A 24,798-nucleotide genomic window follows, 5' to 3' on the forward strand; every position below is an offset into this window, starting at 1 on the left:
ATCAGGCCGGAGATCAAGTCGACGGCACTGGCGCGGCCGGGTCCAGCAGGCCGGCATCCTTCAGCGCGGTCCACAGGCCGGCCGGCAGCGGCTGGGAAAACCAGTGCGCGTTGCGGCGCAGCTGGTCGATGTTCTGGGCGCCGGGAATGCACGACACGACGGCCGGATGGGCCATCGGAAATTGCAGCGCGGCGGCCTGCAGCGGCACGTCGACGTCGCGGCAGACGGCGGCGATGGCGCGCACGCGCTCGACGACCGCCGCCGGGGCGTCCTCGTAATTGAATTTGTTCGTGCCCGCCAGGATGCCGGAGTTGAACGGCCCGCCGATCACGACGCGCGTGCCTTGCCGCGCGCAGCGGTCCATCAGCGGGGCGAGCGACGCCTGCTCCAGCAGGGTGTAGCGCCCGGCCAGCAGCACGCAGTCGAGCGCGCACACGTCCATGGCATCGGCGATCACCTCCCACTCGTTGACGCCGAGGCCGAAGCCCTTGATCGCGCCCTCGTCGCGCAACTGCGCCAGCGCGCGGAAGCCGCCGCCCTCGGTCAGTTGCCCCCAGTAGTGCGCATGGCGTTCGCCGTGGGTGACGCGGCCGATGTCGTGCACGTACAGCATGTCCACGCGGTCCAGGCCGAGGCGCTGCAGGCTGTCCTCGTGCGAGCGCATGATGCCGTCGTGCGTGTAGTCGTAATGCGGCCGGAACGGCAGCGGCGCCGCCCACCCGCATTCGCCCGGCTGCACGTCCGGATCGGGCCACATCAGGCGACCGACCTTCGTGCTGATCGTGTAGTCGCCGCGCGGCCGCGATCGCAGCGCCGCGCCCAGGCGGTGCTCGGACAGCGTAAAACCGTAGTACGGCGCCGTGTCGAAATAGCGGATGCCCAGGTCCCAGGCGGCGTCGACGAGCGCGTACGCGTCCGCTTCCGCCATCGGGTCGTACAGGCCGCCCAGTTGCGCGCAGCCCAAGCCCAGTCGCGTGACGTTCATGTCAGGCTGCCTCATATCAAGCTGCCTTCAAGGGCAGGCAGCGCGGCCCGATCGGCTCGAACTGCTTGTACGTGAGGATGAATTCCTGGTGGCCCAGGTCTTCCGACTTCGTGCACTCGCCGTTCGCCACGCGGGCGACGAGGTCGACGATTTCGTCGCCGACTTCCTCGATGGTCGCATGGCCCGTGAGGATGCGGCCCGCGTTGACGTCCATGTCGTCCGCCAGGCGCTCGTAGGTCGCCGGGTTCGCGCACACCTTGATGACGGGAGAAATGGCCGAGCCGACCACCGACCCGCGGCCCGTCGTGAACAGCGTGACGTGCGCGCCGCACGCGATCAGTTCCACGATCTCGGCGTTGTCCGAGATATTCGGGAAGCCGAAGCGCGGTTCGCCGTCCGGTACGACGTCCAGCAGGTACAGGCCGCCCGTGGGCGGCTGGTCGCCCGGCTTGATGATGCCGCTGATCGGCGACGCGCCGCTTTTCGCGTATGCGCCCAGCGATTTTTCTTCCAGCGTCGTCAGGCCGCCGTCCGCATTGCCCGGCGCGAAGCTGCCGTGGCCCATGATCGTGTAGTAGCGCGACGCCTTCTCGACCGTCTTGACGATCTCGTCGCCCAGTTCCGGCGTGACGGCGCGGCGCTTCATGTGGAATTCGCAGCCGACCAGTTCACCGGTCTCCTCGAACACGCACGCGCTGCCCGCGGCAATCAACCGGTCGAACGCCGCGCCGACGGCCGGATTGGCCGTGATGCCGCTCGTGCTGTCGGAACCGCCGCAGATCGTCGCGACGACCAGTTCGTCGAGGCGCATCGGCACGCGCTCCTGGCGCGCCAGGTCCTCGACGGCCCACTGCACCCATTCGACGCCGCTCTTCACGCCGGAGCGCGTGCCGCCGACGTCCTGGATCGTCACCGTGTGGACGGGCCGGCCGCTGTCGGCGACGGCTTGCGCGACACCGTTCTTGTCGAAGCTCTCGCAGCCGAGCGACACGAGCAGCGCCGCGCCCACGTTCGGGTGCGTCAGCACGCGGCGCATGATCGTGTCGGCGTATTCGTTCGGATAACAGCCCGGGAAGCCGATCAGGTGCACGGGCTGGCCGGGGAACGCATTCACGATCAGTCGCGCGACGTGGTGCGCGCACTCCACGAGGTAGGCGACGACGACGACGTTGCGGATGCCCTTGCGCCCGTCCGCGCGCGGATAACCGGACAGGGCGGCCAGGGTGATGTCGGTGGAGGTGGTCATGGTGCTTTGCTTCCGATGAAATGGTGGCCGTCCTGGTCGAGCGTGAAGGTCGGGATGTAGTCGCTTTCCAGGTTGTGCGTGTGGATGTGCGCGCCGATGGCGACGGGCACCGTGGCCGTGCCGATGATGGCGCCATAGCGCAGCACCTTGTCGCCCGGCGCCAGGTCGCGCCGCGCGACCTTGTGGCCGAGGCGGACGTCGCCGGGTAGCGCAACCTCGCGGCCGTCGATGACGACCGTGGCGCCGGCCTTGAGGTCGACGCGCGCGATGAGGCAGTTATCCTCGCGCGACATGAGCAGCAGGCTGCCCGCCTGCGCTGGGGTGGTGCTGGACATGACGATCCTTTGCGGCTGACTTAAGTAACAGCATAATTGTATTCTATAAATTGAAAACATACGACTATTTGCTTTGTTGCGCTGCAGCACAAAAGGAATCGGCAATCGTAAGTACGCACGCGCAATAAATGTTACTCTTACGCAATTCAAAGCCTTCAGGTCAGTCATCGTCCCTTCATGCATCCCAAGCTGCTCCTTCGTCTTGCGGCCCTGGCGCTCGCGTTCCTGTGCGCGCGCGCGCCGGCACAACACCTGCCGCTGAAGGCCTACGGCCAGGCCGAGGGCCTCGGCAACCTGTCCGTCACGGTGGCGTCCCAGGATGCCGCCGGCTATGTATGGATCGGCACGCAGAACGGCCTGTTCCGTTTCAATGGCACCGGCTTCCGCCGCTACGGTCCGGCGCAGGGCTTTCCCGACAAGATCGTGACGGCGCTGGTCGACGGCCGCGCGACGGGCATGTGGGCCGGGACATACGAGAATCTATACCGGTTCGACGGCAGGCGGTTCCGTTCCGTCCGGTTCGACGGCAAGCCGATCGAGGTCTGGCCGGGCCAGCCCGTCGCCGCGACGGCGGACGGCCGCGTGCTGGTGGTGGCGCGCGACCGGCTTGTGGAGATTACGCCACGCGGCGACGGCGGCGACGTCCGCGCCTACTTTACGCCCGATCAAATCCGCGCCTACCCCGGGCTGGCAACGATCCTGAGCATCCACGCCGACGCGGACGGCGCCCTGTGGATGGGTTGCGGCACGGCCCTGTGCAGCGTCGCCCGCGGCCGCGTGACCGTCCGGGACGGCAAGGACGGATTGCCCGCGGATGCCTGGAGCAGCATCCTGCGTGACGGCGCGGGCACGCTCTGGGTGCGCAGCGCGACGCACGTCTTCGTGCTGCCGGCGGGCGCCACGCGCTTCCAGGAGCGGACGCCGTCCGAGATCCGCAAGCGCCAGCTCCTCACGGAGATGCGCCTGGACGCGGATGGCCGGGTGCTGACGAACGCCGACGACGGGCTGCTGCGCTGGCAGGACGGCCGGTGGCAGCTCTTCGGCCGCCAGAACGGCCTGGACGTCGGCGGCGGCGTCACCGCGATCCTGCAGGACCGCGAACACGGCATCTGGCTGGGCACGCTGGGCCGCGGCCTCGTGCAACTACTCGGCTACGGGAACCTCGAAAACTGGACCACGTCGCAGGGCTTGCCCAACGACGTCATGATCTCGGTGCTGCGCGACCCTCGCGGCATCCTGCACGTCGGAACGCGCTCCGGCCATGCCTGGCAGGTGCCCGGCGAACGCCGCTTCCGCACCGACCCCGCCCAGCCCGCGTACGCGACACAGGAATGGGGCAGTATGGCGCTCGACGCGGACGGCCACCTGTGGGCGGGCACCTACGGCGGCGCGCTGCTGCGGCGCACGCAGGAGGACGGCAGGACCGCGCTGGTCGCGCGGTGGCCGCAGATCAACCAGGTGCTGGCGGACGGCGGCCGCGTCTGGATGGCCACGGAAGCGGGCATGCACGTCTTCCCCGCGACGGCGCCCCTCCCCGCCGTCGGCAACGAACCGGTCACCGATGCGGTGACCGACGGCTGTACCGACGGGCGCGGCCATCTGTGGTTTGCCGGGATGAGCGACGTCAGGCGTTTCGACGGACGGGCCTGGGAGACCCGGTCGTACGACGCGGCGCTGGGCGGTGCCGAAATCCTCAGCCTGGCCTGCGCGCGCGACGGCAACCTGATCGCGACCACGCACGACGGCGTGTGGCGGCTGCAGCGCGGCGGCCGCGCGACGCGGATCGATGCGCCGGTGTTGCGCGACCGGTTCATCCTGAACGCCCGCGAAGACCGCCGCGGCTGGCTCTGGGTCGCGCTGGACGTGGGCTTCGCGGTATGGAACGGCAGGCACTGGCGCACGCTGGACCAGACGCAGGGCCTGGCGTGGAACGATTCGAACGGCCGCGGCACATACGAAGACCGGGACGGTTCGATCTGGCTCATCACCAGCAACGGCCTGTCGCACGTGCTTCATCCGGAACGCCTGTTCGCGTCGGCGCTGCGCCAGCCCGTGATCGAAGAGGCGCTGCGCGGCAACGGTCCGCTGCCGGTGGGCGACGCGCCGATGCCGTGGCGGGCGGACCAGATCGTGTTCCGCCTGGCCCACCTGCAGTTCGACCAGGGCCGGGGCTGGCACTATCGTTTCCGCCTGCTCGGCGTCGACGACGCGTGGAACGACACGGTGCAGCCGGAAGTGCGTTACGCGGCGCTGCCGGGCGGCCGGTACCGCTTCCAGGTCGCCGCCGTCGACAGCGCCACCGGCGAGCAGTCGGCGCCGGTGGAACTGGCGTTCACGATCGCACCGCCATGGTGGCGCAGCGTCCCGTTCTACGTGCAGTGCGCCCTCGGCGTCGCGGGCGCATTCGTCGCGTTCCACCGCCTGCGCCTGCGCGCGCACCGGGCGCGCGAAGCGAAGCTGACGGCGCTGGTGCGCGCGCGCACGCACGAGCTGGAACAGTCGCGCGAGGAAATGCGCCTGCGCGCGCTGAAGGACGGGCTGACCCAGTGCTGGAACCGGGTCGCGATGATGGACATCGTCGCGCGCGAAATCGAACAATGCGCGCGCTCGGGCGAAGGCTTCGCGCTCGTGCTGCTGGACCTCGATTACTTCAAGCGCGTCAACGATACGCACGGCCACCTGGCGGGCGACGCGGTGCTGGTCGAAACGGCGCGACGCCTGCGCGCGGCCGTGCGGCCCTACGACGCGGTGGGCCGCTACGGCGGCGAGGAATTCGTCGTGGTCCTGCCCGGCCTGAACCTGCCGGCCGACGCGTCCCGCATCGACGCCCTGCGCGCCGTCGTGCGCGGCGAACCCGTCGACATCGGCGAAGGCAACACGCTGGCCGTCACCGCCAGCTTCGGCGTCGTCGCCTTTACGCCCGGCACCCCGCCCGATCCGGTCGCCCTGCTCGGCCGTGCCGACGAGGCGCTGTACCGGTCGAAACACGCGGGCCGCGACCGCATCAGCTACGCGGATTGATCGGCCGCGGCCTGGGCCAGCGCGACGAACGCATCGACGAGCGGGCCGCCGCCTTCGGCATGGCGCGCGAGCAGCATTGCCGTGGTGGCGTCCGGATCGGCGAGCGGCCGGTAGACGACGCCGTCCATGTGGATGCCTTCGAATGAGCTGGGCAGCACGGAAATGCCGCAGCCCGCGGCGACGAGGCCGATGATCGTCGACGGCTCGCCCGCCTCCATTGCGATGTGCGGCGTGAAGCCGGCGGCGCGGCACAGGTCGAAGATCTGGTGGTAGATGCCGGTGCCCGTCTTTTCGGGGAAGACGACGAACGCCTGATCGGCCAGGTCCTTCACCGCGATCGTCTTTTTCCGCGCCAGCGGCGCGTCGGCCGGCAGCACGAGCAGCAGCGGATCCCGGCGCAGCATCGTCAGCGCGACCGTGCGCGGCAGCGGCATGGGGCCAGGCCGCACGAAGCCCACGTCCAGTTCGCGCGCCTCGATCTGCGCGAGCTGCGGCTGCGTGGGGATCTCGAGGAACGTCAGCCGCACAGCCGGATACTGCTGGCGGTAGCGCCGCACGACGCGGGCGAACAACGGCGTGAACGGCGTGGAAAACGTGAAGCCGACGCGCAGCTCGCCCGCTTCCCCCAGGTGCGCGCGGCGCGCCGTCTCCTTGGCCTGTTCGGACAGCGCCAGCATGCGCCGCGCGTCCGCGAGGAACAGCCGCCCCGCTTCCGTCAGCAGCACGCGCCGCCGGTTGCGCTCGAACAGCCGCGCGCCGATCTCGTGTTCCAGCGCCTGGATCTGCTGGCTCAGCGGCGGCTGGCCGATGTGCAGCCGCTCGGCAGCGCGCGTAAAGCTCAGCTCCTCCGCCACGGCCACGAAGTAACGCAGGTGCCTGAGTTCCATCTTATATTTTCAAACGATAAGTAACGCCACAAATATATATTGGACAGCCATTTCCGGCAATCCTAGGATGGCCCCATGACCAATCGCACCAACCGCGCCCTGTTCTTCGGCGGCTTCTCCTGCTTCGCCCTGCTGTATTGCGTGCAGCCGCTGATGCCCCTGCTGGCGCACGATTTCGGGCTCACGCCCGCGCAGAGCAGCCTGTCGCTGTCGCTCTCGACGGGCGCGCTGGCGGTGTCGCTGCTGTTCTCGTCCGTCCTGTCCGACCGCCTGGGCCGCAAGACCATGATGGTCGTGGCGCTCGTCGTGGCCGCGCTGATGACGGTGCTGGCCGCGGGCGCGCGTACGTACCCGCAGCTGCTGGCGGCGCGCACGCTTCTCGGCTTCGCGCTGGGCGGCATGCCGGCCGTCGCGATGGCTTACCTCAGCGAAGAGATCGAGCCGGCGGCGCTCGGCGTGTCGATGGGCCTGTACATCAGCGGGAATGCGTTCGGGGGCATGGTCGGCCGGGTGCTGGCGGCCGTGCTGTCCGACTTCGTGTCGTGGCGCGCCGCGTTCGCCGTGATGGGCGTCGCGGGCCTGCTGGCCGCATGGGAATTCTGGCGCAGCCTGCCGGCGTCGCGCAACTTCCGGCCGTCATCGGGCGGCGTGCCGGCGCTGCTGCACGGCCTGCGCGGCCACTTCGGCGACGCCGGCCTGCCCTGGCTGTTCGTCCTGTCGTTCCTGCTGATGGGCTGCTTCGTCAGCGCATACAACGTGATCGGCTTCCGGCTGCTGGGCGCCCCGTTCGGGCTGCGCCAGAGCGTGGTCGGCGGGATCTCGCTGCTGTATTTGCTGGGCATCTTCAGTTCGGTCTGGGCCGGCCGCCGCGCCGACCGCCTGGGCCGGCGCCACGTGCTGTGGACCGTGATGGGCACGATGTTCGCGGGTCTGCTGCTGACCATGGCCCACAACGTGGCCGTCATCGTGGCCGGCATGGCCGTGTTCACGTTCGGCTTCTTCGCGTCGCACTCGATCGCCAGCAGCTGGGTGGGCCGGCGCGCGCGCACGCAGCAGGCGCTCGCGTCCGCGCTGTACCTGTGCTTCTATTACCTCGGCTCCAGCCTCGTGGGCTGGCTGTGCGGCGTGCTGTGGGAACACGGCGGCTGGGGCGGCGTCGTGGCGCTGCTGGGCGTGCTGCTGGGCGCCGCCCTGCTGATCGCGCTGCGCCTGCGCCGGCTGGAACCGGTCGGGCAGGCGCTGGCGCCGGCGTGACGATCCGCTCCCCTGCCACGGTCGGGTAGATGGCGCCGGCTGTTACGATAGCGAACCGTCACCCTGGACCGCTACCGTCATGTTCACCCGCATCCACCACGCCGCGATCATCTGTGCGGACTACCCACGATCCCGGCACTTCTACACTGAGGTGCTGGGCTTGCGCATCGTCGCCGAAAACTACCGCGCGCAGCGCGACTCCTGGAAGCTGGACCTGGCGCTGCCGGACGGCTCGCAGGTCGAGTTGTTCTCGTTCCCGAACGCGCCCGCACGCCCGTCGTATCCGGAAGCGTGCGGCCTGCGGCACCTCGCGTTCGCGGTCGACGACCTGCAGGCCTGCAAGCAGCATCTCGAAGCGCACGGCGTCGCCGTGGAACCGGTACGCACGGACGAATTCACGGGCAGGCGCTTTACCTTCTTCGCCGACCCGGACGGCCTGCCGCTGGAGCTGTACGAGACCTGATCCCGGCCCGCGCAGCTACAGGTAATGCGCCCCGCCCTGCCAGACCAGCTGGAGTCCGGTCACGAGCAGGCAGGCCTGCGAAATCCGGTAGAACCACACGAGGTTGATCCGGCCCTGCAGCCAGATGCCCAGCTTCACGCCCAGCGGCACGAGCGGCGCCAGCACGAAGCTGGTGCCGAGGTTGTCGAGCGACAGCTGGCCCAGCCACGCGTATGGCACGAGCTTGACCGCGTTGACGGCCGCGAAAAACACGCTGATGGTGGCGACGTAGCGCACCTTGTCCATCCGCTGCGGCAGCAGGTAGACCATGGCGGGCGGTCCGCCGGCATGGGCGAGGAAGCTGGTCAGGCCCGAGACCGCGGACCAGAAGGTGCCTTTCGCCAACGAGGGGCCGGCCTGGCGCTGGTGCGCGGCCAGGCCCAGCACGTTGTTGACGGTGAAGGCCACCGCGATGCCCCCGATCAGGATGCGGATGACGTCCTCGCCCAGCATGCCGAACGTGAGGAAGCCCGCGACGATCCCGAGCAGGGCGCCGGGCAGCATGATGCGCAGCGTCGGCTTGTCCCACTTGCCGAAATAGGCGCCCAGGCCGACGAGATCCATCAGGCACAGCACGGGCAGCAGGATCGCGGCCGCCTGGACGGGCGAGATCGCCAGCGCCATCAGCGGCACGCCCACGCCGCCCAGCACGCCCCCGAAGCCCCCTTTCGAGATGCCGGTCAACAGGACGGCCGGTACGGCGACGGCATAGAACAAGGGGTCGGCGATCAGCATGCTGCCCCCTCCGCCACCAGCTGCCGGATCAGGTTCTTCACGGCGGGCGCCCCTTCGCTGCGGCGGAAGAGGGCGGCCAGTTCCGACGTGACGGGGTCTCCGGCCAGCGGCTTGTAGACCACGTCCGGCAGCGCGAGGGTCGTGGCCACCACGTCGGGGACGACCGCGACGCCCTTGCGCAACGATACCTCGGTCAACACCGTCAGCAGATTGCCCGGCGCCGAGACGATGCGCGGCACGAAGCGCCCGCGCCGCCCGACTTCGCGCGTACCGAGGTCCTGTTCGGGCACGACGAAATCGTCGTCCTCCAGCGCGTGGGCGTCGACCGCGGCGGCGCCGGCCAGGCGGTGGCTGGCCGGCAGCGCGATGCAGAAGCGGTTGCGCTGCAGGACGTGCACGCGCAATTCGTCCGGGAGCGCCATCGGCAGGCGCACGAAGCCGATATCGACATGGCCCTCCGCGACGAGGCCCGGCAGCCGCCCCATCGGCTGTTCGTTCGCCTGCAGCTGGACATCCGGCCACTCGGCACGGAAACGCCGCATCTGCCGCTGCAGGATGCCGGCCAGGGCGGCGGAGCCCACATAGCCGATCACGATCCGGCCGAGCTCACCGCGGCCGGCGCGGCGGCCGACGCCGACGGCCTGGTCGAACCGCAGCAGGCTGGCGCGCGCCTGCTCGAGGAACAGCTCGCCGGCCGCGGTCAGGCCCACGCTGCGCTTGGTCCGCTGCAGCAGCCGCGCCTGGAGCGTCCGCTCGATTTCCTGGATCTGCACGGTCAGCGTGGACGGGGCAATGCCCAGCCGTTCGGCGGCGCGCGCGAAATGCAATTCTTCGGCCACCGCCACGAAATAGCGGAAATGTCGCAGCTCCATCCGTCTCCAGCAGGCATGAGTATTCGATAGGAACGAATTATTTCACGTTTTCCCGTTAATGAATGAAATTCCCGGCTGGGGTGTAATGCAGCTTTCATTCGAACTCAGGAGCCCCCGCGATGCCTGCCGACTCCCCGCCACGCCCCTCGTCGACACCGCTGCTGCTGACGGCCTCGCTCGGCTGTGCCGTCACGGTCCTCGACACCAACGTGGTCGGGATCGTCCTGCCGACCATCGCGCGCGAGCTGGCCGCGACGTTCGCCGACATCGAATGGGTCGTGAGCGCCTACCTGCTGTGCTTCGCGGCCCTCCTCCTGCCCGCGGGCGCCATCGCCGACCGGGCCGGGCGCAAGCGCGTGCTGCTGCTGGGCCTCGCCATCTTCGCCGCGGCCTCCCTCGCGTGCGCCGGGGGCGGCGCACGGGCACTGTACCTCGCCCGCGCCGCGCAGGGCGTCGGCGCGGCCTTTCTGCTGGCGCCGTCGCTGGCCGTGATCGGCCATGCGTTCCATGGCGAGCGGGAGCGCGCCCGCGTGTGGGCCTTCTGGGGCACGATCATGGGCCTGACGATGGTGTGTGCGCCGCTGATCGGCGGCGTCATCAGCCGCTGGCTCGGCTGGCGCTGGGCATTTTTCGTCAACCTGCCCGTGTGTGCCGGGCTGGCGCTCGCCGTCCTGCGCCACGTGCCGGAGTCGCGCGGTGCGGCGCAGCGGACGCTCGACGTGCCGGGCATCGTCCTGTTCGCGGCGGCCATGTTCGCCTTCACGTGGACCCTGATCTCCGGCCCCGCCGAGGGCTGGACCAGCCAGGCCGTGCTGGCACGCGCCGCGGCCGCGCTGGCCCTGTTCGCGCTGTTCCTCGCCACCGAGCGCCGGGTCCGCGCACCGATGCTCGACCTGTCCCTGTTCGCGCAGCGGCGTTTCGTCGGCGCCGTCGCGGCCATGCTGGCCTATGCGTCCTGCGCCCAGGTGATGGCCTCCCTGCTGCCGCTCTATTTGCAGAATGCGCGCGGCGCCACGGCGCTGGGAGCCGGCGTCGGCATGCTGCCCTTCGCCCTCGCGATGCTGCTGCTGCCGATGGCCGGACGGCGCCTGGCCGCGTTCATGCCGGGCTACCGGATCCTCGCGCTCGGCCTGATGGTCGTCGCGGCCGGGAACCTCGTCATGACGTGGGCGGCGCACCTGCCGGGCAACCGGCTGCTGGACGGCATCGGCATGGCGATCCTCGGCGCGGGCGGGGGCCTGCTGAACGGCGAGACGCAGAAGGCGATCATGGGCACCGTCGCGCCGGAACGGGCGGGCATGGCGTCCGGCATCAGCACGACGTCGCGCTTCTGCGGCATCCTGCTGGGCTTTGCCGGCATCGGCGCCGTACTGGCGAGCGGCACGCGCGCGGCGCTGCTGGCCAGCGTGGCGCAAGCCGGCGCGACGATCGCGCCGGACCTGGTCGAGCGGGTGATCGCGGGCGACACCGGCGCCCTGCCGGCCGGGCTGCTGCGGCGCAGTGTCGAAGCCGGGTTTGCGCATGGCTTCCTGGCGGCCGGGATGGCGGCGGTGCTGGCGAGTGCGGTCGTCATGCGCTGCATGCACACGCCGACCGCGCGCTGACGTCAGTCCCGACGCCCGTTTGCGGCTGCGTAAGGACCGACCACGACGCCCACGAATCCGCCCGCCTTCTGCGTCGACAGGAAGCGGATATCGAGCTTGTCGGCCAGGGTCGTCGTCGTACCCCCGTCGCGGTAGCGGTAGCTGGCCTCGCCGCCGTTCATGTCCATGACGAGTTCGACCCGTTTCGACGCAACCGGCCGGCTGGCGACCAGCGTCTCCTTGCCGCCCTCCGTCTTGTACAGGGCGACCACGTTCTTCCCGGCGCTGCGCGCCACGCCGAGGAACACGTGGTTGCCGTCGTCCTGCATGGCGACGAGGCCCGCACGGTCGCCATCGTGCTGCGGCACGAAGTCGACGACGGTCGATACGGTCGCGACGTGATGCTGCTGGCGCCGGCCGACGAAGGCGGGCACGCCGCGCAGGTCGCCCAGCGGCGCGCCGGCACGCAGAACCAGTGCCCCGCGTTCGACGGAGTACAGCCGTGCACGCGGAATGCGGATGCCGATCCAGGCCGAGGACAGCGGGCCATCGAATTCGTCGACGTACGCGAAGTTGCCGCTGGTGGGCACCGGTACGGGCGGTTGCGCCGGCAAGGCGGGCTTGGCGACGGCATACGGCACCGTCTTGCCCTGCTCCAGGATCAGCGGCCAGCCATCCTTCCAGTCGACGGGCAGCATGAAGGTTTCGCGCCCGATGTTAAAGAAATTGCCCGGATAAGGCCGCGTCGCCAGGAAGACGGCCCACCATTGTCCGTTCTGCGTCTGCACGAAATCGGCGTGGCCGGCCGTGGTGACGGGATGCGGACGTTTCGGATCCAGGTCGCGCTGCGTCAGGATCGGATTGACGGGCCCCGGCACATAGGGTCCCGTGACGGTGTCGGACCGGAGCACGACTTCGGAGTGGTTGTCGGCGGTCCCGCCTTCGGCGCAGATGAGGTAGTAGTGGCCATCCTTCTTGAAAATGTGCGGGCCCTCGATCCAGATCGGCCGCTTGTCGGGCGCCACGCCGCCGTCGACGAGGACTTTCGGCTTGCCGGCGAACTGCAAAGTGCGCGGGTCCAGCTCCGCGATCCAGATCGCGCGATGGCCCTCGTAGCGCGGCTGGCCTTCCGGGGCATTGTTGTATACGACGTAAAGCTTGCCGTCATCCCAGACGAGGGACGGATCGATCCCCTGCAAGCCCCGGATCGTGACCGGTTGCGACCACGGGCCGGCCGGATCCTTCGCCGTGATGACGAAACTCCCCGTGCCGCCCGGGCAGCTCGAACACGTGGTGACGATATAGAACGTGCCGTCGTGGTAAGAGATGTCCGGCGCATAAATGCCCTGCGATGCGCGCACGCCGGTGAAATCGACCTGGCCGGGGCGGTCGAGCGCGTTGCCGACCTGCGTCCAGTTGACGAGATCCCTGGAGCGGAAGACGGGCAATCCCGGGAAATTCGTGAACGAGGAATTCACCAGGTAGTAATCGTCGCCCACGCGCGTGACCGACGGGTCCGGGTAATAGCCGCTCAATATCGGATTGACGAACTCGCCGGCGCGCGGCCGGACGTTTTCCTGAGACTGGCCCCGGTAGGAAAACCGCTCGAAGCGCGCGACGGTCGCGCCCGGGGCGTCTGCTGCAACTGCTGGCGCCATGGAAGAGGCGGTGCCCAGGGCCAGTGCGCCCAGGAGACACATGGCCCGTACGGAAAATTTTTTCATGTGGATCGAGCTCCCGATGCTGGACCAGCCTGTGCGCTGTTCCGGTTCTTGCGTGGGAGCCACTCTATGTCAACTAATTATCCAAAACCAATGCTTTGTTTGGATTAATTAATACATAAACGGTATCGATCGGGTGCCCGGGCGCCATCCGTACCGAACTGCCCCACCAGCGCCACGAGCCGGTCGGCCTGCTGCTGCAGGCTGTCCGCGGCCGCCGCCGCCTCCTCGACGAGCGCCGCATTCTGCTGGGTGATCCCGTCGATTTGGCCGATCGACGCGTTGATCTGGGCCAGGCCGACACTCTGCTCGGCGCTGGCGGCCGCGATCTCGGCGATCGTGGCCGTCACGCGGCGCACGCTGTCCACCACCTCGTCCATCGTCCTGCCGGCTTCGCCGACCAGTGCCGTGCCGGCGCCCACCTGCGCGGCCGCGTCGCCGATGAGCCCCTTGATTTCCTTCGCCGCCGCGGCGCTGCGCTGCGCCAGGGTCCGCACCTCGCTCGCGACGACGGCGAATCCCCGGCCCTGCTCGCCCGCGCGTGCCGCTTCCACCGCCGCGTTGAGCGCCAGGATATTCGTCTGGAACGCGATCCCGTCGATCACGCCGATGATGTCGACGATCTTGCGCGACGCCGCATCGATCGATGCCATCGACGCCACCACCTGCCCGACCGCGGTACCGGCGCGGCCCGCGACGGCCGACGCGGCGGCGGCGAGGCGATCGGCCGTGCGCGCATTGTCCGCGTTCTGCTGGACCGTGCCCGTCAATTCCTCGATGGCCGCCGCCGTTTCCTCCAGCGCGCTGGCTTGGCTTTCGGTGCGGGCCGACAGGTCGGCATTGCCGCGCCGGATCTCGCCGCTCGCGACCGCGACGTCGCCGGAACTGCCGCGTACCTGCGCCATCACGTCCTGGATCTTCGCGACGAAGCGGTTGAAGCCGTCGGAGATCGTTGCCAGCTCGTCGTTGCCGCCGACTTCCAGGCGGCGCGTGAGGTCGGCCTCGCCGCCGGCCAGCGCCGTCATCGCGGTCCCCAGGCTGCGCAACGGCCGCGTCAGGCGATGCAGCACGGCGACCAGCACCGCCGCCGCGAGCGCTGCGCACAACAGGGCTGCGACCACGGCGTGGCGGACCAGCTCGCGCGCGGAGGCGGTCGCCACGCTCTGCGGGAACGACAGCCTGACGGCCCACGGCGCCGCGCCATACCCCAGCCGCAGCGGCTGCAGCAGGTGGATCGTGCCGGCGCCGTCGCGGTATTCGTAATCCCGGCCGGCGCGCACGTGCGCCAGTCCCGCGGCCGGGACGTCGTCCGCCCTCGCGCCGTTGCGCCTTGCGTCCGGATGGCTCGCGTACACGCCGCCGTTGGAGACGAGCGCCAGGCGGCCGCCGTCGATGGTCTTGATCCCTTTCAGGATGGCGCCCAGCCGCGCCAGCATGAAGTCCGCGCTGGCGATCCCCTGGAAGCGGCCGTCGATGAGGATGGGCGCGGACAGCGTCGTCATCAGGACCTTCTGCCCGTTGACGGGATACGCGTACGGTTCGCTGAAATAGGCGTGCCCGGTGTCGCGCGGCACGTTGTAGACGTCGATCGCGGCCGAGGGGACGGACGGTTCGACGTTGATCGTGCCGCCCGGGCCGCGGCTGAAGTAAGGCATGTAGCGGCCGGTGTCGTCGTACTCGGGCGCCTTGCCTGCGAACTCGGCGTCCCTGCCGTCCAGCGCGTTCGGCTCCCACAGCACGGAGGCGCCGACGAGATCGTCCGAACCGAGCAGCGTGGCCTTGACGAGGGCGCTGACCTGGGGCCGCGACAGCGCGAGGCCGGCGCCGCGGCTCGCGGCCATCGCGCCGGCCAGGTTGCCCACGGCGGACAGGCTGGCGCCGAGGCGGCTTTCCAGCGCATACGCGGCTTCGTGCGCGGACGTACGCGCCTGGCGCATGGCCGCCGCCTCGGCCGCCCGGCTGCCGCTCACGCCGATGACCGTTGCGGTGGCGGCCAGGCTCAGGATCACGAGTGCGGTGGCGGTGGCGCAGATGCGTGCGTTCAGGGACAGCGGGAAGCGGGGCATGGGGTCGTCTCAAGCTGGATAGTGTGAGCCATTCTAGGCATCGATACGGCGGCAGCAGTATCGAAAATCGGCAAGCAGTTCCCTGCGCAGGTCTGCCAGTTTTCGATAACGATGCGCGCGCCCCGCCCCGGATACTGGCATCGACAACAGGGCGGCGCACGCCGCGCCGCCCGCTCGCAGTCGGACAAGGTGCATCATGATCAATATCGAAACAGCGACCTATTACACGGCAACCAAGAAGTACGACCTCAGCTTCCCCAGCCTCGAGGAGGACATCGACGTCGACATCGTCGTCATCGGCGGCGGCTTCAGCGGCGTCAACACGGCACTCGAGCTGGCGGAGAAGGGTTTCAGGAACATCGCCCTGCTGGAAGCGCGCTACCTCGGCTTCGGCGGCACGGGCCGCAACGGCGGCCAGATCATGGCCGGCATCGGCCACGACCTGGACAAGGTCAAGAAGGACGTCGGCGAAGACGGCGTGCGCGCGATCTTCGAGATCAGCGACCTGGGCGCCGACATCATCCAGGACCGCATCGACAAGTACGGCATCATGGCCGACTTTTGCCACGGCTACGGCTACATGGGCTTCAACGGGCGCCAGGGCAAGACGCTGCGCGCGTGGGAAAAGGACTTCAAGTCGTTGAACTCGAAGCACGAGATCCGCTACCTGGAGGGTGCGGACGTCAAGTCCATCATCGGCTCCGACGCGTACCACTGCGCCCTGCTGCACATGGGCGGCGGCCACGTGCACTCGCTGAACCTGCTGCTGGGCGAAGCGCTGGCCCTGACCGGCCATGGCGCGAAGATCTACGAATACTCGCCGGCCGTCGAAGTGACCTACGGCGAACGCATCAAGGTGCGTACCGCCAAGGGCAGCGTCACGGCCAACAAGCTGCTGTGGGCCTGCGACAGCTTCCTCAACCGCATGGAGCCGGAACTGCACCGCTCGACGATCAACACGTTCGCCTTCCAGTGCATGACGGAGCCGCTGTCCGACGCGCTGATCGAGCGCATCAGCCCGATCCGCGGCGCCTACAGCGACATCCGGCCGATCATCGACTACTACCGCGTGACGAAGGAAAACCGGCTGCTGTTCGGCTCCGCCACGCCGCTCCTCGACCATATCCCGAACGACCTGAAAGCGTGGAACCGCGACCTGATGCTGAAGATCTTCCCGTACCTGCGCGACGTGAAGATCGACCTGGCCTGGGGCGGCCCGATGGCCTGCAGCCCGAACCTGTTCCCGCAGATCGGCTCCCTGCCGGGCCGTCCGAACGCGTTCTTCGTACAGGGCTACTCCGGTTTCGGCGTCACGCCGAGCCACATCATCTGCAAGATTCTCGCGGAAGGGATGGCGGAGGGTTCGCCGCGCTATGACCTGATCAGCTCCGTCCGGCGCGCGACCGTGGTCGGCAAGGACCAGTTCCGTCCCCTCATCTGCACCGCCGGCAAGACCTGGCACCAAGTTTCCGGTTATTGGACCGGTCGTCGCTAATCGAAAGGACTTTCATCTATGAGCATTACCCGGATCACCACCTCGCTGCGCCAGCAGGACCTGCACCCGATCGGCTCCGTCGCCAACCTCGGGGCCACCGTCGAAGCGGGCGACGTCCAGGCCTTCGTACGAGGCACGTTCGGCGGCCCGACGGATCCCGTGTCGGCCGGCTACTTCGGCGTCACGCACGGCACGTTCCGCATGACCTATCCGTTCAACGAGCAGGCCACCGTCGTGCAGGGCAGCGTCAAGCTGACCGACGTCGCCGCCGGCACCTCGGTGACCTACAACGTGGGCGACAGCTGGTTCGTCACCCAGGGCACCGAAGTCCTGTGGGAGATCCAGAGCGATTTCTTCGTCAAGCATTTCCTGGCCGTGGTCGACAAATAAGCCAGGCAATCTCTCCACTTCCCCACTATTTCTTTTCCAAAAAAATAGTGTTTTGCCCGCCTGTATCGGCGGGTTTTTTTTGGGCTGTGCTCGCGGCGCAGTTGTCGCCGGACGACTTGGCCCGGTTGCAGGAATGGATCGCCGCGAACAGGCTTGGCAGCCGGGGCGCCCCCTTGATGACGATGCGCTGCCGGTGGTCGTCGCGTAGACGACAGGCTTCGTCGACGCTCCCCGGCCCCGGGCAGGTGACATCCCGCGCATCCGCGCGGAACGAAAAAAGGCCGCGAGCGCTCGCGGCCTTTCTCTCCTGCGCTGGCGTCCGGTCACGCCACCCTGGCATCCCCGGCCACCGGCACCGGCCCCGCCGCGAACAACCGCTGCTTCATGAAACACTTGACCCAGATGGCCGCCACGAGGCCGAAGACACCGATCACGCTGCCGCTGTACAGCACGATGGACCGGGTCATCGCGGGATCCGGCGAGCTGTTCGCGATCACGTAGACGATGCCGGCGATCGCCGCCAGCTGCGGCAGCGGGTAGAACGGCGTGCGGAACGGGCGCGCCAGGTCCGGGCGGCGCGCGCGGAGCACCAGCAGCACGACGTGCGCCAGCAGGTAGACGAGCATCCAGCAGATCGTCGCCGCGATCGTCAGCGGCAGGATGTTGTTGGCGTCGCCCCGCGCCCACACGAGACCCACGACCGGGCAGGCGGCCACGAACAGCAGCGCCGGCACGGGCACCTGCCGCGTGCGCGACACGCGCTTGAAGAGCGGGAACACCTGGCCGTTCAGCGCCATCCCGTGCAGCATGCGCGGCACGGCGCCCAGCACCGCGTTGATCAGGCTCGCGCTGGCGGTCAGCGCGATCACGGCGAACACGATGCGGCCCGCGTGGCCGAACACGGCCGACACGACGTCCAGGTGCGGCGTGACGGATGCCGTCAGGACGGCGCGCGGCAGCACGTGCGCCGTGCCCCATGCGAACAGCAGGTTCACGGCCGAGATGCACGTGAGGCCGACGATCATGGCGCGCGGCAGGTCGCGGCGCGCGTCGCGGGCCTCTTCCACCATCGGCGTGACGTATTCGCAGCCGATCAGGGTCCAGAAGCACAGCACGGCCACCGGCGCGATGGCCGTGTGCACGGTGAACCCCTGCCATACCTGCGCGGCCGGTTGCGCGCCGGCGTGGAAGCCGCCCGCCACGTACAGGCCCACGACGAGGAAGAACGAGACGATCACGAACGTGAGGATCTGCTGCGTCGTCGCGAACACGTCGGTGCCGGCGAGGTTCAGCACGACCAGGATGCCGAGGAGCGACAGCGCCCAACCCATGTTGGGCATCAGGCCGGGGAACAGCTGGCCAATGACGCTATCGAACAGCATCAGCTCCGCCGGCAGGCCGAAGATCGCCGGCACCACGTAGCCGGCGAACACGGCGAGGATCGCCGGGAACTGGCCGACGGTGACTTCCGCATACGTGCTGATGCTGCCCGCCTGCGGCAGCGTCAGCGCCAGCTCCGCATAGCTCAGCGCATTGCAGATCGAGAGCAGGAACGCGAGTCCGTACGCGATGAAGAAGCCGGTGCCGCCGATGCCGACGGCCTGCAGCAGCGATACGGTGCTCGTCTGGCTGACGATGACGCCGATCGCGATCGAGAACAGCGCGAAGAACCCGAGGGTCTTCGCGGCCGGTGGGTGGTACGCCCGTGTTTCCATGTTCATCCGTCCTAGCGCTCGCTGATCGCCCGCAGGTTTTCCGACGTGTAGAACGATTCCTTGAACTTCTGGCCGTCCGGCTCGACGGCCCAGCGCATGTCCTTGCCGGTGCCCGCCGCGTGCTCGTCGATCACGTAGCGGCCTTCCAGCAGGTTGTACTGCGCGAACGCCGTGGCATCGCAGGTGCCGGTCTCGTACACGGGAATCGTATAGCCTTCCTTCACTTTCCACATCTTGCCCTGGCCATCATAATCCTCCGCGGCCACCAGGTTGTAGCTGTCTTCGTCCACGTAGAAGACTTTTTTCGGCGACGAGTGGCGCGTGCCGTTCTTCACGGTCGCCTCGACCACGTAGACGCGGTGCAGCTCGTAGCGGCGCGCATCGTTGCTCACGAAGTCGTTCTGGGCGATCTTGTGGAAGTCGCCGTCGAACTTGTACAGCCCGAACGAATTGTAGGGCACATACAGTTCCTTCTTGCCGACCAGCTTCCAGTCAAAGCGGTCGATCGGGCCGTTGAACACGAACGGCTCGTCGAGCGTGTACTGGTTCTCGAAGCCGATCTGCGGCGCATCGTAGGCATAGGCCGGCATGCGGCGCACGCGGCGCTGGCCCGGGAAGTAATAGAACGTTTCCGTGCCCGGCTTGTTCAGGAAGTTCTTGATCGTGAGGCCTTGCCCGGCCAGCGCTGTCGGCGTGTTGTAGGCGAAGTAGACGAACGATTCCGCGTCCGGCAGCGTGTTGAAATGGCGGCTGCCCTTGGCGCCCCACGGATAATAGTTGGTCTGCTCGGAACCGGCCGTGATCCAGTCGGTGCTGCCCTTGCGCGGCGAGACGGCCGTGTAGTTGTTCTTCCATTCGACGCCGACGCCGCGGTAGCGCATCTTGCTGTCGTAGATGACTTCCGTGCCGGTTTTCGGGAACGGGAACGGATAGCCGGGGACGATCGCGTCGGCCAGCGTCCAGCCGTCCGCGCCGATCTTCGCGACGCCCACGTTCTTCTTCGTGTTCTCGGCCACGAAATCCGGGACGCCGCACGAGCGGTGGCTCGGGTAGACGTCCATGCGGTAGCCCTTGTTGCCCTTCACGAGCGCCACCTGGCCGGGCGTCAGCTTGTCCTTGTACTTGTCGACGTTGCCCGCGTCGATCGAGAACAGCGGCTTCTCGGCCTTGTGTTTCCAGTAGTCGCCGCGGAATTTACCGTAGGCCCAGCCGGACGCCGGCGCTGCGCCGCCGGTCCAGGCGGGGATGGTGCCGTCCTTGTTGCCGGCCTTTTCCGCGCCCGACGGGGTCAGGTCCTTGCCGAGCCGGCTCGCGTCGTCGTCGGCCGCGCCGGCGGCGCCGCAGGCAAGCAGCAGGGTGGCGAGCAGCGCGCTCGCGCGCACAGTGCGGGAATTCCTCATCGATGTTCTCCTGTAGTGAAAATAGGCTGCGGGCGGGACATTCATCGTCCTCTCGGGCAGGTTCGAATCGATGGTAACGAGGCGGTCATCGTCGCCGGTATCGAAATTCGGCAATCTTCCATCGCCCATCTGGCGGATAGGCGGCGCGCGCCCTGCCCGGCAAAGTGGCGGCATGTTCAACCCACCGAGGATCATCATGACCACGTCCCCTACCTGGATTCCCGTCGGCGCGCTCGGCGACGCCTTCGCTCCCGACAACCACTGCCTGCCGCCGGATGCCGGCCTGGATGGCCGCACCCTGCAGTTGCACGGGGAAGATGGCCGCGCCACCACGCTCGCCTTCGGCACCGGCGGCACGCTCGTCCGCGACGGCGTCGCCACGAGGCAGTGCAACGTCACGCGGCCGCGGCCCGGCATCTGGTTCGTCGACTACCTGACGGAGGACGCGCCCCGCGGCGGCATCAGCCTCGTGCTGGACATCGAGCGCGGCAGCTACATCGAGATCGACGGCACGCTGCCGACGCGCGAGGAGGCCCTCGTGCCCCTGCTGACCCGCATCGCCCGCGGCGAAGAACTGACGCCCGTGAAGGCGCGCATCGTGCGCGGCACCATCGACCGGCCGTTCGCGCCGGACGCCGACCTGCCGCAGCCCACCCGCGACCTGCTCGGCAAGCGCGTCGAATACGTGTACAGCCCGCACGAGCGCTACGAGCACATCTACCTGAACGACGGCCTGTACGCGTGGCGCTGCATCGAGGGCTCCGAGCGCGGCCTGGGCGACACCGATGCCTGCCACTATTACCGGATCGACGCCGACCTGTACCTGTTCATCTGGCGCGAAAAGATCATTCCGACGCTGGGCATCGTGATGGTCGACCTGCGCGCCATGAAAACGACCGGCAAGATCATGGGCTATGAAGGCGACGACTTCGCCGGCGTGCGCAACTTCGGCGTCGGCGCCCATGCGCGCGTGCTGTCCGTGATCCCGGCGGAGTGACGGCCATGGCGAACCCGCAAGGACGATTCGCCGGCCAGGTCGCGCTGGTGACCGGCGGCGGCACCGGCATCGGCGAGGCCTGTGCCCACCTGCTGGCGCGCGAAGGTGCGCACGTCGTCGTGCTCGGACGGCGGCGCGAACGCGTCGAGGAAGTGGCACGCGCCTGCGGCGGCACGGCCCTCGCCTGCGATGCGAGCGACGCCGCGGCCATGCGCGACGCCGTGGCGACGGTACGCGCCCGTCACGGCCGGCTCGACGTGCTCGTCGCGAACGCGGGCGGCTTTGGCCAGGGCGCGTGCGGCGACACGACGGACGCGGACTGGCGCCAGGCCTTCGACGCCAACCTGAACACGGCATTCGTCAGCGCGCGCGCCTGCCTGCATGCACTCCAGGAATCGCGCGGCAACATCGTGTTCGTCGCCTCGATCGCGGCGCTGGCGGCGGGACCGGAGGTATGCGGCTATACGACGTTCAAGCACGCCCTGGTCGGCCTCGCGCGTTCGATCGCTCGCGACTACGGCCCGGCCGGCGTGCGCGCCAACGTCGTGTGTCCGGGCTGGGTGCGCACGCCGATGGCGGACGCCGAGATGGCGCCGCTGATGGCCGCGCGCGGCATCGGCCTCGACGCCGCCTACGAGGCCGTGTGCGCGGACGTGCCGCTGCGCCGTCCCGCGACGGCCGGCGAGATCGCGGACGTGTGCGCGTTCCTGGCGTCGCCCGCCGCCGCGATCGTGACCGGGGCCGTGCTCGCGGCCGATGGCGGCTCGACGATCGTCGACGTGCCCACCCTCGCCTTCGCGCGGCTGGAGGCGGCATGAGCGGGCGCAAGGACATCGACTTCGCGGGGAAAACCGCCATCGTGACGGGTGGCGCCAGCGGCATCGGCGAGTCCATCGCCCGGTTGTTCGCGGCCCACGGCGCATCCGTGCTGGTCGCTGACCGCGATGCGGACGGTGCCGCGCGGGTCGCCGCCGGCCTTGCGCACGGCGCGGCCCTGGCCTGCGACCTTGCCCGCGCCGATGCCCCGGCCCGCATCGTGGCGGCGGCGCGCGAGCGCTTCGGCGGCGTCGACATCGTCGTCCACAACGCGGCATATTTCCCGCTGACGGACTTCGCGCACATCGACCGTCCGCTGCTCGAACGCACGTTCGCCGTCAACGTCCACGCCGCGTTCGGCCTGCTGCAGGCGGCCCTGCCCCTGATGCGCGCACGCGGCGGCGGCAGGATGCTCGTGACGTCGTCCGTGACGGGGCCGCGCGTCGCCTATCCGGGCCTCGCGCACTATGCCGCGTCCAAGGCCGCCGTGAACGGTTTCATTCGCGCCGCCGCGCTCGAGGTGGCGGCGGACGGCGTCACGGTCAATGGCGTGGAACCCGGCATGATCCGCACGCCGGCACAGGGCAACCTGGGCGGCGACGACGTCGCGGCGCGCCTGCGTGCACGGATCCCGCTGGGCCGGATGGGCGAGCCGGACGACATCGCGGCGGCGATGCTGTTCCTCGCCTCCGACCATACGGCGTACGTCACCGGCCAGACGATCGTCGTGGACGGCGGTGCGCTGCTGCCGGAGGGGTGATCAATAGGCCAGCCGCGCCAGTTCGCCGCGGCTGGCGATGCCGCACTTGCGAAAAATGTGCGCCAGATGGGTTTTGACGGTGGACGGCGCCATGCCCGCATCGCGCGCCACCTGCTTGTTCGGCATGCCGGCGGCGACGGCCAGTGCGATGTCGAGTTCGCGCGGCGTCAGTTGCGGACACCGTGCCGCGAGGCGACGGCGCGGATCGGCCCCGGCGAGCAGCTGCGCCGCCAGTGCGTGGAAATCGGCCAGCGCGTCCATCTGGTCGTTCGAGAAGCCGGGATGCGGCGCATCGCGCAACAGGCTGACGCCCAGGCGCGGGCCATCCGGGCCGGCGGGCAGCAGCATGTCGAGCGCGTCGCTCAGCCGGTACGGACGCATGAAGTCCTGTTCGTACCGGGCGACCCGGCCGTCCCCGTGATCGAGGCGCTGGCGCAGCCACCCGATCGCGTGCGGCGCTGCGGCGATGCGGTGCGGCGCCAGCGGGTCGTCGCGGTGGTGGCCGGAAAAATAGGCGGCGCAGCGGCGCGCGTCTTCCTCGGCCCACAGCACGCGGCCCGCATTGCCGTCCGCGCCGATCGTGTAGACGACCCAGCCCTGCGCCTGCACCAGCAGGGCAGCCACGCGGCCGATGCGCCGGGCCGTTTCGGCGAACCCGCTACGCACCGGCGAACCCGGCGTCGAGCGCGGCGACGATGACGTCGGCATGCGCTTCCTCCAGCACCAGCGGCGGCGACAGGATGATCTTGGTGCCGACCGGCCGCACGATGGCGCCGTGCTGGCGCGCGATCTCGGCGACGCGGGCGGCGTGGCCGGCCGTGGGATCGAGCGACTCGCGCGTGCGCTTGTCGGCGACCAGGTCGATGGCGAGCATCAGGCCCTTGCCGCGCACCTCGCCCACGACGGCGTAGCGGTCGACGAACGGCTGCAGCCGCGCCAGCAGGTAGTCGCCCATGCGTGCGGCGTTCGCGGCCAGGTTCTCGTCGCGCACGATCTTCAGGTTCGCGAGCGCCGCGGCGCAGCCGACCGGGTGGCCGGAATACGTGTAGCCGTGGAAGATCGCGCCCGCGAAGTCGGCGTTGCCGTCGAAGGCGTCGACGATGCGTTCGTTGAACATCGTCGCGCCGAGCGGGAAGTAGCCGGACGTGATGCCCTTGGCCAGGCACATGATGTCGGGCTTGACACCCCACAGCCGGCTGCCGAACATGGCGCCCGTGCGGCCGAAGCCCGTCACCACCTCGTCCGCGATGAACAGCACGCCATGGCGGTCGCAGACGTCGCGCACCAGCGGCCAGTAGCTGGCCGGCGGGACGATGACGCCGCCCGCGCCCTGCACCGGCTCGGCGATGAAGGCGGCGACGGTATCCGGCCCCTGGAAGACGATTTCGCGCTCGAGCAGCGCCGCGCAGATGCGCGCCAGCTCGTCGGGATCGTCGGTGAACGGATTGCGATAGGTCCACGGCGTCTCGACGTGGAAGCAGCCCGGCAGCAGCGGCTCGTAGCTGCGCCGGAACACGTGGTTGCCGTTGACCGAGGCGCCGCCGAAATGGGTGCCGTGGTAGCCCTGCTTCAGGGAGATGAACTTGGTGCGCTCCGGCTGGCCGGCGACTTTCCAGTACTGGCGCGCGAGGCGCAGCGCGGTCTCGACGGCGTCCGATCCGCCCGAACTGTAGAACACCCGCTTCATGCCTTCCGGCGCCAGCATGTCGACGAGGAGGTTCGACAGCTCTTCCGCGCGCGGGTGCGTGAGGCCGTCGAAGATCTGGAAGTACTCCAGTTCGTCGAGCTGGGCGGCGATCGCCCGTTTGACCTCGGGCCGGCCGTGGCCCACGTTCACGTTCCACAGTCCGGCGATGCCGTCCACCAGCCTGTTGCCGGCGTCGTCGAACACGTGGCAGCCTTCGCCGCGCACGATGCGGATCGGTTCGCGCACCTTCATCTCGTTCGGGTGCAGCATCGGATGCCAGAACTGGTATGCCGGCTCGTACATGGTCGTCTCCCTTCTGCTGGTTTGGAAC

At 69.0% G+C, this 24,798-nt stretch carries 21 protein-coding genes; 9 read left to right on the plus strand and 12 right to left on the minus strand.

Going from position 1 to position 24,798, the window contains the following annotated elements; translation table 11 throughout:
• Window positions 1–13: 13 nt before the first annotated feature.
• From ACEN9G_RS01190 to ACEN9G_RS01200, 3 genes are read right to left on the minus strand one after another with little or no spacing between them, the layout of a single operon-like run.
• Entirely contained in the window at window positions 14–985 is a 972-nt protein-coding gene (locus tag ACEN9G_RS01190) for an aldo/keto reductase (protein WP_413341752.1), read from the minus strand.
• A gap of 16 nt (window positions 986–1,001) precedes the next feature.
• The gene (locus ACEN9G_RS01195; protein ID WP_413341754.1) at window positions 1,002–2,231 is read right to left on the minus strand and encodes a UxaA family hydrolase; all 1,230 of its coding nucleotides are present in this window, start codon (window positions 2,229–2,231) and stop codon (window positions 1,002–1,004) included.
• Entirely contained in the window at window positions 2,228–2,566 is a 339-nt protein-coding gene (locus ACEN9G_RS01200; protein WP_413387944.1) for a UxaA family hydrolase, read from the minus strand. The genes ACEN9G_RS01195 and ACEN9G_RS01200 overlap by 4 nt, the downstream gene beginning before the upstream one ends.
• 177 nt (window positions 2,567–2,743) lie before the next feature.
• On the opposite strand from ACEN9G_RS01200, the gene ACEN9G_RS01205 reads away from it, so the two are divergent.
• Entirely contained in the window at window positions 2,744–5,587 is a 2,844-nt protein-coding gene (locus ACEN9G_RS01205) for a ligand-binding sensor domain-containing diguanylate cyclase (RefSeq protein ID WP_483127601.1), read from the plus strand.
• Here ACEN9G_RS01205 and ACEN9G_RS01210 read toward each other — a convergent pair.
• Complete coding sequence (locus tag ACEN9G_RS01210) at window positions 5,575–6,474, minus strand: LysR substrate-binding domain-containing protein (RefSeq protein WP_413343593.1); 900 nt, start codon at window positions 6,472–6,474, stop codon at window positions 5,575–5,577. The two genes, ACEN9G_RS01205 and ACEN9G_RS01210, sit on opposite strands and share 13 nt — an antisense overlap.
• A gap of 75 nt (window positions 6,475–6,549) precedes the next feature.
• On the opposite strand from ACEN9G_RS01210, the gene ACEN9G_RS01215 reads away from it, so the two are divergent.
• Both ACEN9G_RS01215 and gloA2 read left to right on the plus strand, forming a co-directional pair.
• Window positions 6,550–7,728, plus strand: a complete 1,179-nt coding sequence (locus ACEN9G_RS01215; RefSeq protein WP_413343594.1) for an MFS transporter — start codon at window positions 6,550–6,552, stop codon at window positions 7,726–7,728.
• A gap of 79 nt (window positions 7,729–7,807) precedes the next feature.
• Complete coding sequence (gene gloA2 / locus ACEN9G_RS01220) at window positions 7,808–8,191, plus strand: SMU1112c/YaeR family gloxylase I-like metalloprotein (RefSeq protein WP_413343596.1); 384 nt, start codon at window positions 7,808–7,810, stop codon at window positions 8,189–8,191.
• A gap of 15 nt (window positions 8,192–8,206) precedes the next feature.
• Here gloA2 and ACEN9G_RS01225 read toward each other — a convergent pair whose 3' ends face one another.
• Together ACEN9G_RS01225 and ACEN9G_RS01230 are read right to left on the minus strand one after the other, a co-directional pair.
• On the minus strand, window positions 8,207–8,965 hold the full coding sequence (locus ACEN9G_RS01225) for a sulfite exporter TauE/SafE family protein (RefSeq protein WP_413343597.1): 759 nt from the start codon (window positions 8,963–8,965) through the stop codon (window positions 8,207–8,209).
• A complete protein-coding gene (locus tag ACEN9G_RS01230; RefSeq protein WP_483127602.1) occupies window positions 8,959–9,837 on the minus strand; it encodes a LysR substrate-binding domain-containing protein in 879 nt (292 codons plus the stop codon). The genes ACEN9G_RS01225 and ACEN9G_RS01230 overlap by 7 nt, the downstream gene beginning before the upstream one ends.
• Window positions 9,838–9,956: 119 nt before the next feature.
• Here ACEN9G_RS01230 and ACEN9G_RS01235 point away from each other — a divergent pair, with 119 nt between their 5' ends.
• The gene (locus ACEN9G_RS01235) at window positions 9,957–11,441 is read left to right on the plus strand and encodes an MFS transporter (RefSeq protein WP_495605515.1); all 1,485 of its coding nucleotides are present in this window, start codon (window positions 9,957–9,959) and stop codon (window positions 11,439–11,441) included.
• 2 nt (window positions 11,442–11,443) lie between these two features.
• Here ACEN9G_RS01235 and ACEN9G_RS01240 read toward each other — a convergent pair whose 3' ends face one another.
• Window positions 11,444–13,144, minus strand: a complete 1,701-nt coding sequence (locus ACEN9G_RS01240) for a glycoside hydrolase family 43 protein (protein ID WP_413345271.1) — start codon at window positions 13,142–13,144, stop codon at window positions 11,444–11,446.
• 104 nt (window positions 13,145–13,248) lie between these two features.
• Window positions 13,249–15,207: a methyl-accepting chemotaxis protein gene (locus ACEN9G_RS01245; RefSeq protein WP_483127604.1), complete on the minus strand. Its 1,959-nt coding sequence runs from the start codon at window positions 15,205–15,207 to the stop codon at window positions 13,249–13,251.
• Window positions 15,208–15,403: 196 nt separating this feature from the next.
• Between ACEN9G_RS01245 and ACEN9G_RS01250 the strand changes: the two genes are divergently transcribed.
• Together ACEN9G_RS01250 and ACEN9G_RS01255 are read left to right on the plus strand one after the other, a co-directional pair.
• A complete protein-coding gene (locus tag ACEN9G_RS01250) occupies window positions 15,404–16,702 on the plus strand; it encodes an NAD(P)/FAD-dependent oxidoreductase (protein ID WP_413343069.1) in 1,299 nt (432 codons plus the stop codon).
• A gap of 18 nt (window positions 16,703–16,720) precedes the next feature.
• A complete protein-coding gene (locus ACEN9G_RS01255; protein ID WP_413343071.1) occupies window positions 16,721–17,092 on the plus strand; it encodes a cupin domain-containing protein in 372 nt (123 codons plus the stop codon).
• A 323-nt stretch (window positions 17,093–17,415) separates the two neighbouring features.
• Here the strand turns inward: ACEN9G_RS01255 and ACEN9G_RS01260 are convergent, their stop codons facing one another.
• Both ACEN9G_RS01260 and ACEN9G_RS01265 read right to left on the minus strand, forming a co-directional pair.
• Complete coding sequence (locus ACEN9G_RS01260; protein WP_413343072.1) at window positions 17,416–18,807, minus strand: APC family permease; 1,392 nt, start codon at window positions 18,805–18,807, stop codon at window positions 17,416–17,418.
• 11 nt (window positions 18,808–18,818) lie between these two features.
• On the minus strand, window positions 18,819–20,207 hold the full coding sequence (locus ACEN9G_RS01265) for a DUF1329 domain-containing protein (RefSeq protein ID WP_413343074.1): 1,389 nt from the start codon (window positions 20,205–20,207) through the stop codon (window positions 18,819–18,821).
• Window positions 20,208–20,403: 196 nt separating this feature from the next.
• Between ACEN9G_RS01265 and ACEN9G_RS01270 the strand changes: the two genes are divergently transcribed.
• From ACEN9G_RS01270 to ACEN9G_RS01280, 3 genes are read left to right on the plus strand one after another with little or no spacing between them, the layout of a single operon-like run.
• On the plus strand, window positions 20,404–21,204 hold the full coding sequence (locus ACEN9G_RS01270) for a MoaF C-terminal domain-containing protein (protein ID WP_413343076.1): 801 nt from the start codon (window positions 20,404–20,406) through the stop codon (window positions 21,202–21,204).
• Between the two features lie 5 nt (window positions 21,205–21,209).
• Complete coding sequence (locus ACEN9G_RS01275) at window positions 21,210–22,022, plus strand: SDR family NAD(P)-dependent oxidoreductase (protein WP_483127605.1); 813 nt, start codon at window positions 21,210–21,212, stop codon at window positions 22,020–22,022.
• Window positions 22,019–22,780, plus strand: coding sequence for an SDR family oxidoreductase (locus tag ACEN9G_RS01280; RefSeq protein WP_483127606.1), 762 nt, complete (start codon window positions 22,019–22,021; stop codon window positions 22,778–22,780). The genes ACEN9G_RS01275 and ACEN9G_RS01280 overlap by 4 nt, the downstream gene beginning before the upstream one ends.
• Here the strand turns inward: ACEN9G_RS01280 and ACEN9G_RS01285 are convergent, their stop codons facing one another.
• Complete coding sequence (locus ACEN9G_RS01285; protein ID WP_483127607.1) at window positions 22,781–23,488, minus strand: helix-turn-helix transcriptional regulator; 708 nt, start codon at window positions 23,486–23,488, stop codon at window positions 22,781–22,783.
• A complete protein-coding gene (locus tag ACEN9G_RS01290) occupies window positions 23,439–24,770 on the minus strand; it encodes an aspartate aminotransferase family protein (protein ID WP_483127608.1) in 1,332 nt (443 codons plus the stop codon). The genes ACEN9G_RS01285 and ACEN9G_RS01290 overlap by 50 nt, the downstream gene beginning before the upstream one ends.
• Between the last annotated feature and the right edge of the window lie 28 nt (window positions 24,771–24,798).

The organism is Massilia sp. Masssp94 (genome assembly GCF_059491305.1).